This window comes from Streptomyces sp. NPDC104381 (assembly GCF_055583745.1).
On record NZ_JBVJNK010000002.1, the window covers coordinates 681,011 to 695,425 of the forward strand.

Sequence of the window (14,415 nt, forward strand, 5' to 3'; positions counted from 1 at the left end):
CACGCAGCCGTGCCCGGCATCCGTGACGGATGCCGGGCACGGCTGCGCTCAGATGCGGTCAGGCACGACCCGCGGTCTTCTGCGTCCTGCGGGTGACGGAGTCGATGACGACCGTGGCGAGAAGCACACCACCGGTGATCATGTACTGGACGGGCGTCTTGATGCCCTCCAGCGACAGGCCGTACTGGATCGAGACGATCACCATCACGCCGAGCAGGGCGTTCCACGTGCGGCCCCGGCCTCCGAAGAGGCTCGTACCACCGATGACGGCGGCCGCGATCACGTTCATCAGGAGGTCGCCGGTGCCGGAGCCCTGGTTGACGGCCGCGATCTTGGATGCCCAGAACAGGCCTCCGATCGCCGCGAAGGTGCCGGCGATCGCGAAGACCGAGACACGGATCGCCGTGACGTTGATACCGGCGCGGCGGGACGCCTCGACGCTGCCGCCGAGCGCGAAGATCTTCCGCCCGTAGGAGGTGCGGCGCAGGAGGAAGTCCGTACCGACGAGCACGACCAGGAACAGGACCAGGGCCAGCGGGAGACCGCGGTACTGGTTGAACATGTAGGCCGCGGCGAAGCCGAAGACCGCGAGCACGGCGGTGCGCACCACGATGTCGGTGAGCGGGCGGGACGGGACGCCCGCGGCCTCACGGCGGCGGCTGTCGAGGAACGCCGAGAGGAAGAAGGCGATCACCGCGACAGCTGCCAGCCCGTAGGCGGCGGCCACGTCCGTGAAGTAGTACGTGGTCAGCTTGCCGACCACGCCGTCGCTGTCCAGGTTGATCGTGCCGGTGTCACCGAGGAGCTGGAGCATGAGCCCCAGCCAGAACAGCAGACCCGCGAGGGTGACGGCGAAGGCGGGAGCACCGATCCGGGCGAAGAAGAAGCCGTGGACCGCGCCTATGACCGCGCCGCTCACGACCGCGACGACGACGGCCAGCCACTCGTTCATGCCATGGGTCACGCTGAGCACGGCCACGACCGCGCCGGAGACACCGGAGACGGAACCGACCGACAGGTCGATCTCGCCGAGCAGCAGCACGAAGATGATGCCGACGGCCATCATGCCCGTGGCCACCATCGTCACGGCGATGTCGCTGATGTTCTTCGCGGAGAGGAACTCGGAGTTCAGGCTCTGGAAGACCACGCAGATGATGACCAGGCCGATGATCACCGGGATCGAGCCGAGGTCACCACCGCGCATCTTGCGCTTGAACTCGGTCAGGTATCCGCCGAAGCCCTGCTCGCGCACGAGCAGCCGGGGGTCGACGGCGGTGTCCGCGCCCTTGGCGGCCTCGGGGTTGATCACAGCCGTGGACGTCTTGTCGGTTGTCACTTCTCGACCTCCGCGTTACGAGCCGCACGACGGGTCACGGCGTTCTCCGTGGCGCCCGTGATGGCGGAGATGATCTCTTCCTGCGAGGTGGTCTTCACGTCGAAGACCCCGTTGTTCCGGCCCAGCCGGAGCACCGCGACCTTGTCGGCGACGGCCTTCACATCGGCCATGTTGTGGCTGATGAGGATGACCGCGTGACCGCGCTCGCGCAGCCGCTCGACGAGGTCGAGGACCTGCGCGGTCTGCTCGACGCCGAGGGCCGCGGTGGGCTCGTCGAGGATGACGAGCTTGGGCTCACCGAGCATGGAGCGGGCGATGGCGACGGTCTGGCGCTGTCCGCCGGAGAGCGAGGCGATCGGGATGCGGACGCTGGGGATGCGGATCGACAGCGTGGACAGGAGCTCGCGGGAGCGGCGCTCCATCTCGACCTCGTCGAGGATGCCGAACCTGCGGATCTCCCGGCCGAGGTAGAGGTTGCCGACGACGTCGATGTTGTCGCAGAGCGCGAGGTCCTGGTAGACGGTCGCGATGCCCAGGCTCTGGGCGTCGTTCGGCTTGTTGATCTGGACCGGCCGGCCGTCCCACTCGATGACTCCGTCATCGATGGGGTGCACGCCTGCGATCGTCTTGACCAGCGTTGATTTACCGGCGCCGTTGTCGCCCACCAGGGCGACCACTTCACCGGCGTGGACCTCAAGCTCTACATCGGTGAGCGCCTGGACGGCACCGAATCGCTTGGAGACCCCTCGCAACGCCAACACGGGCGTAGCGGACACGTGAACCATCTCCTTCGCCGCCTGACCCGGCGGGGATACCGCGCCTGGGGGGAGGCGCGGTGGTCGAGCAGAAGAGTAAGAAACTACGGAAGCGTTCCGTCCGGCACCCCGCCCGGTAGCGGGACAGTTGGTGGGCGGGGTGCCGGACAGGCTTCGGGCCCGCGCGTACCGGCCCGAGCCGGTCGCGCGGAAGTGGTATTAGTTCTTCAGACCGATCGAGTCGCAGGCGGCCTTGTACTTGGCCGTGCAGATCTCGTCGACCGTCCAGATGCCGTCCTTGAGGATGGTGTCCTGGATGTTGTCCTTGGTCAGCGAGATGACCGGAACGATGACCGTGGGAATGCCCTTCGTGCCGGAGTTGTCGATCTTGGACGTGGCGATCGTGCCGAGGTCCTCGCCCTTGGCGAGGGCCACGGCCATCTCCGCGGCGACGGAGTCCTCCTGCGGGTAGGACTTGTAGACGCTCATGAACTGCTCACCACTGACGATGTGCTGCACGCCGGCGAGTTCGGCGTCCTGGCCGGTGATGGGCGGGAGCTTGGAGACACCGGCGGACTTGAGCGCCTGGATGATGCCGCCCGCAAGACCGTCGTTGGCGGAGTAGACGCCGTCGATCTTGTCCTTGCCGAGCGCCGTGATCGCGCCCTCCATGTTGGAGTTGGCGTTCTCGGCCTTCCACTCCTTGGTGTCGTACTCCTTGCCGTACGTCACCTTGCCGTCGAGCACCGACTTGGCGCCCTTCTTGAACTGGGCGGCGTTGGGGTCGGTGATCGCGCCGTGCATCATCACGACGGTGGGCTTGGTCTTGCCCTCCAGCGCCCCCAGCAGGGCCTTGCCCTGCGCGCGGCCGACCTCTTCGTTGTCGAACGAGGTGTAGGCATCCACCGGGCCCTCGGCGAGGCGGTCGAAGGCGACGACGGGGATGCCCGCGTCCTTGGCCTTCTTGACGCTGTTCTGGATGCCCTTGGCGTCGACGGCACCGATGATGAGCGCGTCGACCTTGTTCGTGATCATGGTGTCGACCTGCTGCGCCTGCAGCGTGGCGTCCTGGCGGGCGTTGGAGTAGACGACCTCCGCCTTGCCACCGGTGAGCTCGCTGACCTTCTTCTCGATGATCGGCTTGTCGAACTTCTCGTAACGGGCCGTGGCGTTCTCGGGAAGGAGCAGACCGATCTTGAGATCGTCGCCCTTCTTCGCGGAATCCGAGCTGGTCTTGTCGCCGGACTCCTTGGCGCTCCCGCAAGCGGCGAGAGAGACGGCCATGGTGGTGGCGGCAACGGCAACGGCGGCACGACGCATACGCGTGTTCATTTCGAACCTCCCTGACGAGGCCGCGACGTTGCGGCCGAGGTGGCTGGAAGTCAACTCGGCCGCGACGTCAGCGTCAAGGAGTAAATACTTAACGAGATGACAACGGTGCCATTCGTTATCTAAGTGAAGACAGGAGTCGCCGCAGGGAGGGTGCTCTCCAAAAGGGTTGAATCCCCCATCTCGCTGAGCACGAGGGCCAGTGCGCCCAGCACCTCGGCCCGCCCGCCGAGCGCCCCGGGGAGCACGGAGAGCTGCCGCGCGGCACTGGGAATGGCATAGCGCGAGACCGAGTCGCGGATGGGTCCCAGCACCAACTCCCCCGCCTCCGCGAGGGATCCGCCGAGCACGACGCGGCTCGGGTTGAGCAGGTTGCACAGGTTGGCCACGCCACTGCCGATGTGCCGGCCGACGTCCCCGATGACCCTGCGGCAGCCCGGATCACCCTCACGGGCCAGCTGGACCATCCGCTCCATGGTGAGATCCGCCCCGTGGCTGGGCTTCAGCAGGGGCAGGACGTACCGGGCGGCGGTGAAGGTCTCCAGGCAGCCTCGGTTGCCGCAGCGGCAGACAGGGCCCGATTCGTCGAGGGTGATGTGGCCGATCTCGCCGGCCGTGCCCCCGGGGCCCCGGTAGATGTGCCCGTCGATCACCAGGCCCGCGCCGACACCGCTGGCCACCTTGATGTACGCCAGGTCCTTGACGCCCCTGCCGCCGCCCCAGACGAGCTCGCCCAGCGCCCCCAGATTGGCGTCGTTGTCCACGTACACCGGTACGCCGAGGCGCCCGGCCAGCTCCTGGCTGGGGTTGATGCCCGTCCAGCCCGGCAGGATCGAGGTGGAGCCCAGGGTCCCGGACTCGACGTCGATGGGGCCCGGCACGCCGAGGCCCACGCCGATCACCTTGCCGGGGCTGATCCCGGTGGTCTCGATCAGCCGGTTGACCAGCTGTTCCGCCCGGCCGAAGCCCTGCGCCGACGAGGCGTCCACGTCGAGCGGCTCGGACTCCTCCGCCAGCACCTGGTGGGCCAGGTTGCCGATGGCCACCCGCAGGTGCGTATGACCGAAGTCCACCCCTATGACGATGCCGGCGTCCCCGCTCAGGGAGACGCTCCTGGCGCGGCGGCCGCCCGCCGAGGTGGGGGTCACCTCGACCGTGCCGCCGTCCTTGAGTTCACGCACGATGTTGGAGACGGTGGCTGCGGAGAGGCCGGTGCTCCTGGCGATCTCGGCCTGGGTCAGGGACCCCGCCATCCGTACGGCACGTACGACCCGCTCAAGGTTGGCCCGATGCAGAGATGTCTGCGACCCCGGAGTCTCCATCGACTCACTCACTCCTGCCGTTTTCTCTAACATGTGAACCCTAAGCTGAGCGTTTTGGGGTGCCCCCCGTCAAGACCTTGAGCAGTCGGAGCCTCCGATGAGCATCGGGCCTCCACATTCCGACAGGGACAAAAGGCTCAGAAAGGGCATGAAGCCACCCTCCGGCCGGTGACCGGAGGGTGGCTTCGTGCCCGCGGGGCCTGTTCGGTTCTGGTGACTGTTGTTGCCCGGGTGGCGCGTGCCGACAAGAGCTGACGTCGGCGGCCGGTGGCGGAAAGAGAGGGCGCCCGGGCCCCACCCCTACTTGAGCGCCCCCGCCGTGAGTCCCGCGACGACCTGGCGCTGGAAGACGACGTAGGCGGCGAGGACCGGCAGCATCGCCATGACCAGACCGGCGAAGAGACCCGACCAGTCCCCCTTGTACCCCTGACTGGTGGCCAGTTCGACCAGGCCCTGGGAGAGCACCTTGCCGTCCGGGTCCGTGTTCAGCACCGTCGGCAGCATGTACTGGTTCCACTGCCCGAGGAAGTTGAAGATCCCCACGCTGATCAGACCGGGCTTCGCCATCGGCAGCATCACCTGGAAGAACGTCCGGGTGTGCGAGGCCCCGTCGAGCATCGCCGCCTCCGCGATGGAGGTCGGCAGGGTCCGGAAGAACGAGGTGAGGAAGAAGACGGTGAAGGGCAGCGAGTAGGCGATGTAGACCAGGATCAGCCCGTGCACCGAGTTCAGCAGGCCCATGTTGTTCATGACGAAGAACAGCGGGACCAGCGCCAGGATGATCGGGAAGCTCATCCCGCCGATGAAGAGGAAGTAGATGAAGCGGTTCCCCGGGAAGTCGAACCGCGCCAGCACGTACGCCGCCATCGAGCCCAGCAGCAGCGTGCCGATGAGTGAACCGCCCACCACCAGGATGGTGTTGAGGAAGTAGTCGCTCATGTGCGCCTGGTTCCAGGCCCGCGACCAGTTCTCGAAGTGCAGCTTGTCCGGCAGCGCCCAGGGCGTCGACAGGATGGAGTCGTCGGTCTTGAACGACGCCATCACCGCCCAGAGCAGCGGCATCACGACGAGCACCGCCCAGATGATCAGCACACCGTGCGAGAAGACGTTGAGGACCTTGCCCTCGCTGCTCTTGGCCTGCTCCACGGCCGGGGCGTCCGTCTTCGTCACCGGCGAGCGCGGCGCCGGGACGGCGGGAGGAGTCTCAGTGACCTTCATGTGTGCTCACCTCGTGCAACTGTCGGGCCGGCCCCCGGGACCGAACTGTTCTGCGCGCCGCCGGGCGTCCGGTCGCCGTGCCCCGTAACGAATGGCATCAGAACTCCAGCCGCTCACGACGGCCCAGTCGCATCACGATGCCCGCGAAGAGCATGGTGACGATGAGCAGCCCGACACCGATCGTGGTGGCGTAGCCGGCCTGGGCGTCCCGGAAGGCCGTCTGGTAGACGTACAGCGGCAGGACGGTCGTGGAGTAGTCGGGGCCGCCCGGGCCCACCGTCATGACCTGTACGGCGGTGAAGGCCTCCACCCCGAGCGCCAGGATGCCCATGTAGACCCAGCCGGACTGCACGGTGTCCCAGAGCAGCGGCAGCGTGATCTTGAAGAACGTCGTGATGCGGCTGGCGCCGTCGAGCAGCGCGGCCTCGTAGAAGTCCTTCGGGATGGACGCCATTCCGGCGGAGAAGAGGACGACGAAGAATCCGACCGTCGACCAGATCAGGACGACCATGACGCAGTACAGCGCCAGATCGGGATCGCCGAGCCAGTCCGGCTGAAGGCTCTTGAGCCCGACGGCCTTGAGTGTCGCGTTCAGCATTCCGGAGGTCGGGTTGAACGCGAACTGGAACAGCAGGGCCACGATCACGATGGACAGGACCTGCGGGAAGAAATAGGCGATTTTGTAGAACGAGGAGCCACGCACCCCGGCGACCGCGGCGTTCTTTCGCCGACGGCCGCCGACATTGAGCATGAAGGCGAAGAAGAGCGCGAGGCCCAGCGTCACCAGCGGCAGCAGCAGCGCCAGCAGCACACTGTGCTGCAGTGACTTCCAGAAGATGTTGTCGTCGAGCATCCGACTGTAATTGTCGAAGCCGACCATCTTGAAGTCCGAGCTCAGTCCGGTCCAGTCCGTGAACGAGTAGTAGATGGACTGGGCGAAGGGCCAGATGACGAAGATGGCGTACAACGCCAGTGGGGCTACCAGGAACCCCACGATGAACCGGTACTTGCCGTGCTGCATCGTTTACCGACCCCGATTTCCGAGCGGGTGCCGCCGCTGGTGACGGTTGCTCACTGGTGCTTGTAGTGCTTGATGGACTGGTCCTTGGCCGCCGCGTCCGCGAAGGCCTGGATCTTCTTGATGGTCTCCGCCGGGGTCGCGCGGCCGGCCATCATCTCGCCGATTCCGGCGATGCCGATCTGCTCCTTCTGCAGCTTCACATACCAGTCCTGCATACGCGGGTTCACGACGTTGTCGCCGGCCTTCGCCAGCACGTCCACGCCGGACTGGAGCGCGGTGGAGAGCGTCAGACCGTCGGTGCCGCCGTTGAAGGCGCTGAGGGACTTGACCGACTTGGTGAAGTTCTTGGAGGACTCCTCGCTGAGCATGATGCGCAGCTGCTCCATGCCGCCCTCGGTGTTCTTCGCCTTCGCCGGGACGATGAAGGGCTCACCGCCGGAGGCCCAGATGGTGCCGAAGGGCATCTTGTCGGAGGAGTCCAGGCTGGACGGCGCCCCGACCATCATCTTGAAGTCCTCGGGCGTGGTGGGCGCGGCCTCGTTCTCCACCCACGAGCCGTTCGGGATGAAGAGCGCCTTGCCCTTGGTCCACTCGGTCTGCGACTGGATGTGGGTGAGACCGGGCGTGCCCTTGAGGATGTAGCCCTTCTGGAAGAGCTCGTAGTACGCCTCGAAGGCGGCCTTGACGGCCGGGTCCTTCCAGGCGTTGGGCTCCAGGTTGTCGATCTTGTCGAGGACCTCGCGGCCGCCGATCTTGCCGATGAAGGGGTAGAGCGAGAACGGCAGGTAGTACGGGTACTTGCCCGGGTACGTCCAGCCGGCGATGCCCTTCTTCTTCGCCTTGGCGCAGAGCGCGAGCATGTCGTCCCAGTTCTCCGGGTACGTCGCGTCGAGCTTCTCCAGGTTGGTCTGCGAGTACCAGACGCCGTAGACCGTGTACGCGTAGTACATGATCCAGACCGGGTCGCCGTCGAACTGGCCCATCTCCAGGACACCGGGGCGCAGCGTGTCGCGGACCTTCTTCGACGGGTCGTCGTACGACGGGGCGTCCATCAGCGGCGTCAGGTCGGCGAGCTGCTTCTTGCCGACCAGGACACCCATGTCCATCTGCTCGGCACCCGAGTTGTCGATCAGGTCCGGCGGGGTGCCGCCGTTGAAGCGCGGCTGGAGGATCGACTGGATCTTCTCGGTCGCGGAGTGCTTGACCTTGGGTGCCTTGGGAAAGGCCTCGTTGTACTTCTTCTCGGCGTCGATGGCGTACTGCTCGCCGAAGCCACCGTTGAAGATGACGACCTCGAGGGCGGCGGTCTCGTTGACACCGAGCGGGTTCTTCGCGCTCTTGGTGCCCTTCTCGGCCTTCTCGTCGCTTCCGCCGTCGCTGCTCGCGCAGGCGGACAGGAAGCTCATCGTCGGAACAGCGATCAGGCCGAGTGCGGCAGAACGCTTGATCACATCGCGACGGCCAAGGCCCTCATTCGTGCGGCCGGAGGTGGATCCCATGCTCAAGTCCTCGCCTTCTCCAGGACTCAGGCGGTGTACCGGTCACCCGTCGTGAATTCGCCTCAGGCGAAGGGTCCCGCCACCGCGGTCAGTTGCGCTTGGGTCGTGCAGATTGCCGGATTTCCAGATGCAGTGGGGGAGTTTCGGGCGAACGCGCGGCAGACCGCTCTCGCGCCCACAGCTGTTCACCCTCCCCCGTGCCCGCGCGCCGTTGTGAAGCGGCTGTGCAGACGCCGACAGGTATAGTCCACTTGCCGCCAACTGAGCAAGATCGAATGCATGGTTGAGCGGCAGTCTTTCCCGAGTTGAGACCTCACGGACACCTCGGCACCGCGCGCCTTCGCGCGAGAAGGCCGTTTCCCGCAATACGGTCGAATCAACGGCGTCCACCGCATGCAACACCCTTGACACATCCAGCCACTTGGCTCCCTACTGGAACCCGCATCCCGCAATGACAACGTTGTCCAGAGCTCGCCCCCGGGAGGAACGGCTCCGTATGCAGCCCCTACGTGGTCCTCAGCACGGCTCGCGTCACAGACACAGCCACTCCGCCGCGGTCCTCGCGGCCTCTCTCGTCCTGGCCCTGGCGGCCCCCACCGCGGCCCTCGCCCAGCCGTCCGGCGCCACCAAGAAGCCCTCCGGCGGCACGTCGTTCAGCTCCTCCTTCGAGGCGGACGAAAAGCAGCCGGACTGGCGTAATACCGTCGAAGAAGACGTCGACGGGAAGAAGAGGGCATCGGGTGTGGACGGCGGATTCTCCGCCGGAATTCCGGGCAATGTCACCGACCAGGTCACGGATCTGCGCGCCAGCGACGAGAATGCCGCCGGTGGTGAGGTCAAGGAGAACCTCGTCGATGTCGAGCCCGGCACCAAGTGGCTGGCCTTCAAGCCCACGGGCTGGGTCGAGTTCGACCTCGCCGAGCCCACCAAGGTCGTCACCTACGCCCTCACCTCGGCCAACGACCACGACGAGCGGGACCCCAAGGACTGGACCCTGAAGGGCTCCACCGACGGCAAGACGTGGACGGATCTGGACACCCGCACCGGCCAGACGTTCTCGAAGCGCCTCCAGACCACGTCGTACGACTTCACGACGGACACCGCCTACCAGCACTTCCGGCTGGAGATCACGAAGAACAACGGCGCCTCCGACGCGCTCCAGCTCGCGGACGTCCAGTTCTCGAACGGGGACACCTCCACCCCCGCTCCCGACGACATGCGCACCCAGGCGGACCGGGGCCCCTCGGGCTCCCCCACGGCCAAGCAGGGCGCCGGCTTCACGGGGAAGAAGGCGTTGCGCTACGCGGGTACGCACAAGCCGGACGGCCGCGCGTACTCGTACAACAAGGTCTTCGACGTCAACACGGCGGTCACCAAGGACACCCAGCTGTCCTACCTGGTGTACCCGCAGATGGGCGAGACGGACCTCAGCTACCCCGCGACGCACGTGGCGGTGGACCTGGCCTTCACCGACGGCACCTACCTGAGCGAGCTGAAGGCCACCGACAGCCACGGCGGGCTGCTCACCCCGCAGGGCCAGGCCGACGCCAAGCGACTCTACGTGAACCAGTGGAACAAGGTCGCCTCGCGGATCGGCACGGTCGCGGCGGGCAAGACCGTCGACCGGATCCTGGTGGCGTACGACTCCCCCAAGGGCCCGTCGAAGTTCCAGGGCTGGATCGACGACGTCACGATCGCCCCGAAGGCGCCGGAGAAGCGCAAGGCGCACCTCTCGGACTACGCGTCGACCGTCCGGGGCACCAACTCCAGCGGTGGCTTCTCGCGCGGCAACAACTTCCCCGCGACCGCGGTCCCGCATGGCTTCAACTTCTGGACGCCGGTCACCAACGCCGGTTCCACCAGCTGGATATACGACTACGCGCGGGGCAACAACGAGGACAACCTGCCCACGCTCCAGGCCTTCGGCGCCAGCCATGAGCCGAGCCCGTGGATGGGTGACCGCCAGACCTTCCAGATGATGCCGTCGGCGGCCTCCGGCACCCCGGACGCCTCCCGCACGGCCCGCGCGCTGCCGTTCCGCCACGAGAACGAGACGGCGACCCCGCACTACTACGGGGTGACGTTCGAGAACGGCCTCAAGGCCGAGATGACGCCCACCGACCACGCGGCCCGGATGCGGTTCACCTACCCCGGTGACGACGCGAGCCTCGTCTTCGACAACGTCTCCAACGACGGCGGCCTCACCCTCGACCCGAAGACCGGTTCCTTCACCGGCTACTCCGACGTGAAGAGCGGCGGCTCCACCGGGGCCACCCGCCTCTTCGTATACGGGTCCTTCGACGCGCCGGTCACCGACAGCGGCAAGCTGAAGGGCGGCGGCGGTGACGACGTCACCGGATTCTTCCGCTTCGACGCGGGCAAGGACCGCACGGTCAACCTGCGCCTGGCCACCTCGCTGATCAGCGTCGACCAGGCGAAGAAGAACCTCGCCATGGAGCTGCCGGCGAAGACCTCCTTCGACAAGGTGCGCAAGAACGCGCAGAAGGCCTGGGACAAGATCCTCGGCAAGGTCGAGGTGGAGGGTGCGAACGCCGACCAGCTGACCACGCTCTACTCCAGCCTGTACCGGCTCTACCTCTACCCGAACTCGGGCTTCGAGCAGGTCGACGGGAAGAGCACCTACGCGAGCCCGTTCTCGGAGCCGACCGGCACGAACACCCCGACCCGGACGGGCGCGAAGATCGTCAAGGGCGAGGTGTACGTCAACAACGGCTTCTGGGACACCTACCGGACGACCTGGCCCGCGTACTCCTTCCTCACCCCGAAGCAGGCCGGGAAGATGGTCGACGGCTTCGTCCAGCAGTACAAGGACGGCGGCTGGGTCTCCCGCTGGTCCTCGCCGGGCTACTCCGACCTGATGACCGGGACCAGCTCCGACGTGGCCTTCGCCGACGCGTACGTCAAGGGCGTCGACTTCGACGCCGAGGCGGCGTACGACGCGGCGGTCAAGAACGCCACGGTCACCCCGCCGTCCTCGGGTGTCGGCCGCAAGGGCATGGACACCTCGGTGTTCACCGGTTACGCGAACACCGACACCCACGAGGGGCTGTCCTGGTCGCTGGAGGGCTACCTCAACGACTACGGCATCGCGCAGATGGGCCAGGCCCTCTACAAGAAGACGAAGAAGCAGCGCTACAAGGAGGAGTCCGCGTACTTCCTCAACCGTGCGCAGAACTACGTCAAGCTCTTCGACGACAAGGCCGGCTTCTTCCAGGGCAAGAAGGCGAACGGCGACTGGCGGCTCCCCTCCGACGAGTACGACCCCCGCGTCTGGGGCTACGACTACACGGAGACCAACGGCTGGGGCTACGCCTTCACGGCCCCGCAGGACAGCCGCGGCCTGGCCAACCTCTACGGCGGGCGTGACGGTCTGGCGAAGAAGCTGGACACGTACTTCTCGACGCCGGAGACGGCCGGACCGGAGTTCGTCGGCTCGTACGGCGGCGTGATCCACGAGATGACCGAGGCGCGCGACGTGCGGATGGGCCAGTACGGCCACAGCAACCAGGTCGCGCACCACGCCACGTACATGTACGACGCGGCCTCGCAGCCCTGGAAGACGCAGGAGAAGGTCCGCGAGGTCCTCGGCCGGCTGTACACGGGCAGCGAAATCGGCCAGGGGTACCACGGTGACGAGGACAACGGCGAGCAGTCGGCCTGGTTCCTCTTCTCCTCGCTGGGCTTCTACCCGCTGGTCATGGGCAGCGGTGAGTACGCGATCGGCTCGCCGCTCTTCACGAAGACGACGGTGCACCTGGAGAACGGGCGCGACCTCGTCGTCAAGGCTCCGAAGAACAGCTCCACGAACATCTACGTCCAGGGCCTGAAGGTCAACGGCAAGAAGTGGACGTCCACGTCGCTGCCGCACGACCTGCTCGCCAAGGGCGGGGTGCTGGAGTTCGACATGGGCGCCAAGCCCTCGGCGTGGGGCACGGGCAAGGACGCGGCCCCGGTCTCCATCACCCAGGACGACAAGGTGCCCGCCCCGAAGGGCGACGTGCTCAAGGGCGACGGCGCGCTGTACGACAACACCTCCGCCACCTCGGCCACGGTCGCGTCGGTGGAGCTGCCGGCGGCCGCGGGCACCAAGGCGGTCCAGTACACGCTGACCTCGGCCACGGCGGCGAAGGCCCCGACGGGCTGGGTGCTCCAGGGATCGGCCGACGGTACGTCCTGGAAGGACATCGACAAGAGGTCCGGCCAGACCTTCGCCTGGGACAAGCAGACGCGGGTGTTCTCGGTGCAGGCTCCGAAGGCGTACGCGAAGTACCGGCTGGTGAGCACGGCGGCGGCGACGCTGGCGGAGATCGAGCTGATCTCCTGACCGTCTGAACGGAGTTACGGCCCGGGGGCCGGTCACCCGCACGTGCGGGTGACCGGCCCCCGGTGGCATAGTGCTCCGCATGCCCCCACGCATACGCCTCACCGGACGCGCGGCGGTCCTCGCGGCGGGCCTGCTCACCGCCCTCGCGGCGGCTCTCCCACCGGCCACCGCCTCCGAGAAGGTCGCGCTGAGCCTGGAGGACGTCCCGCGCACGGTGGTGGCGTACAACGCGGACGAGGGGGCCGAGGCCAGGAACGGGGACTTCCAGGTGCCCGTCGCCGTCGTCCCCGGCAACAAGGAACCGGCCCGCAACATCAAGGTCGTGGTGGACGCGTCGGGCCTCAAGGACATCGCCCGCGTGACCGAGGGCGGTTACGGGAACTGCACCGGCAGCGGCTGGGTGTACACCTGCGAGTACGGCACCCTGCGCAACGACGGCGAGAGCAACGCCCCCTTCGACATCGTCGGCCTGGACGGTGTGGAGCCGGGCGACAGCGGCACGGTCACCTACACGGCGAGCGCGGACAACGCGGCGCCCGTCACCGGAACCACCCGCATGGTCGTCGGCGGGCCCACTCTGGGCGCGCCCGACGAGGAGACGAAGGTCGACGGCGTCGAGCCGGGACAACCCACCGCCGTGACCCCGGAGTTCGCCAACCACACCCGGTTCCCGGCGGACCGGGGCGTCGCGCTGCACATCAGCGCGAGCGGCGGCCTCACCCTGAAGGCCCGCCACAGCAACTGCGTGTACGCGGGCGCCTCGCCCACATCGGCCTGGTGCGAGTTCCCCGCCGGAGCGGCGCCGGGCACCGCCCACCGCACGAGTGCGCCGCTCATGTACGTCGCCGGGGCCGGTGAGCTCGACGGCACGCTGTCCTACGACTGGTCGGCCTCCCCGGAGAAGCACGCCGACCACACGGTCCGGGGTACGGGCGCACCGATCACCCTGGTCCCCACGGCCGACGGCACGTTCGGGAGCGCCGACGGCACCGTCCGGGTGGAGACCACGGTCCAGGCCGACTACCGGCCGGTCACCGGTACGGTCCGGGGGCGCGTCGGCGACACGGTGGAGGTCCGCCTCGGTGTGCGGGCCCTGGGGCCGGGCAAGCAGCGGGGCAACGAGGTGAGAGGCCGCTTCGAGGTGGTCCCGCCGGAGGGCACGACGGTCACCTCCGTTCCGTACGCCTTCGAGGAGACGGACCGGGACTGGGGCTGCGAGCGGCCCGAGGAGCCCGGTGGCCCGTTCGTCTGCGACCTGGAGGACGAGGCGTTCATGTGGGCGGGGGACGACGACGGGACGACGACCATCGCGTTCCACGTCCGCATCGACCGGCAGGTCCCGGGCGCGCGGGGCACCATCCGCGCGTACGCGCCCTTCGACCGCACCCCCGGAAACGACACCGCCGCGATCCCGCTCGACGCCTCGCCCGCCCCCGCCTACCGGGCCGCGCTCCGGCCCGTGGTCTGGGTCCCGGTCGCCGTGGCGGCGGTCGCTGCCGTGGGCCTGACAGTCGTCCGCCGGCGCCGTCGGCAACGCGCGGGCTGATCCGGCCTCAGATTTCCTGGGCGGTCGGGCTGCTTCGACCTGGG

Annotated in this window: 9 protein-coding genes; 2 read left to right on the forward strand and 7 right to left on the reverse strand. The window is 67.5% G+C overall.

The window, feature by feature from the left end:
- Nucleotides 1-58: 58 nt before the first annotated feature.
- The 7 genes from ACZ607_RS08055 to ngcE form a co-directional block, all read right to left on the reverse strand.
- Entirely contained in the window at nucleotides 59-1,336 is a 1,278-nt protein-coding gene (locus ACZ607_RS08055) for a sugar ABC transporter permease (protein WP_469732914.1), read from the reverse strand.
- Nucleotides 1,333-2,121: an ATP-binding cassette domain-containing protein gene (locus ACZ607_RS08060; protein ID WP_469732916.1), complete on the reverse strand. Its 789-nt coding sequence runs from the start codon at nucleotides 2,119-2,121 to the stop codon at nucleotides 1,333-1,335. The genes ACZ607_RS08055 and ACZ607_RS08060 overlap by 4 nt, the downstream gene beginning before the upstream one ends.
- Before the next feature lie 189 nt (nucleotides 2,122-2,310).
- A complete protein-coding gene (locus ACZ607_RS08065) occupies nucleotides 2,311-3,423 on the reverse strand; it encodes a sugar ABC transporter substrate-binding protein (protein ID WP_469732918.1) in 1,113 nt (370 codons plus the stop codon).
- A gap of 119 nt (nucleotides 3,424-3,542) precedes the next feature.
- On the reverse strand, nucleotides 3,543-4,742 hold the full coding sequence (locus ACZ607_RS08070; protein WP_469732920.1) for an ROK family transcriptional regulator: 1,200 nt from the start codon (nucleotides 4,740-4,742) through the stop codon (nucleotides 3,543-3,545).
- 300 nt (nucleotides 4,743-5,042) lie between these two features.
- Nucleotides 5,043-5,960 (reverse strand): carbohydrate ABC transporter permease, encoded by a 918-nt coding sequence (locus ACZ607_RS08075; protein ID WP_469732922.1) that lies wholly within the window; start codon nucleotides 5,958-5,960, stop codon nucleotides 5,043-5,045.
- A gap of 97 nt (nucleotides 5,961-6,057) precedes the next feature.
- The gene (locus ACZ607_RS08080; protein ID WP_469732924.1) at nucleotides 6,058-6,981 is read right to left on the reverse strand and encodes a carbohydrate ABC transporter permease; all 924 of its coding nucleotides are present in this window, start codon (nucleotides 6,979-6,981) and stop codon (nucleotides 6,058-6,060) included.
- A 50-nt stretch (nucleotides 6,982-7,031) separates the two neighbouring features.
- Nucleotides 7,032-8,480 carry an N-acetylglucosamine/diacetylchitobiose ABC transporter substrate-binding protein gene (gene ngcE / locus ACZ607_RS08085; protein ID WP_469732926.1) on the reverse strand — a complete coding sequence of 483 codons (1,449 nt, stop codon included), beginning with the start codon at nucleotides 8,478-8,480 and terminating at the stop codon, nucleotides 7,032-7,034.
- Nucleotides 8,481-8,976: 496 nt separating this feature from the next.
- On the opposite strand from ngcE, the gene ACZ607_RS08090 reads away from it, so the two are divergent.
- Together ACZ607_RS08090 and ACZ607_RS08095 are read left to right on the forward strand one after the other, a co-directional pair.
- On the forward strand, nucleotides 8,977-12,825 hold the full coding sequence (locus ACZ607_RS08090) for a GH92 family glycosyl hydrolase (protein WP_469732928.1): 3,849 nt from the start codon (nucleotides 8,977-8,979) through the stop codon (nucleotides 12,823-12,825).
- A gap of 79 nt (nucleotides 12,826-12,904) precedes the next feature.
- On the forward strand, nucleotides 12,905-14,371 hold the full coding sequence (locus ACZ607_RS08095; RefSeq protein WP_469732930.1) for a hypothetical protein: 1,467 nt from the start codon (nucleotides 12,905-12,907) through the stop codon (nucleotides 14,369-14,371).
- Nucleotides 14,372-14,415 lie beyond the last annotated feature (44 nt).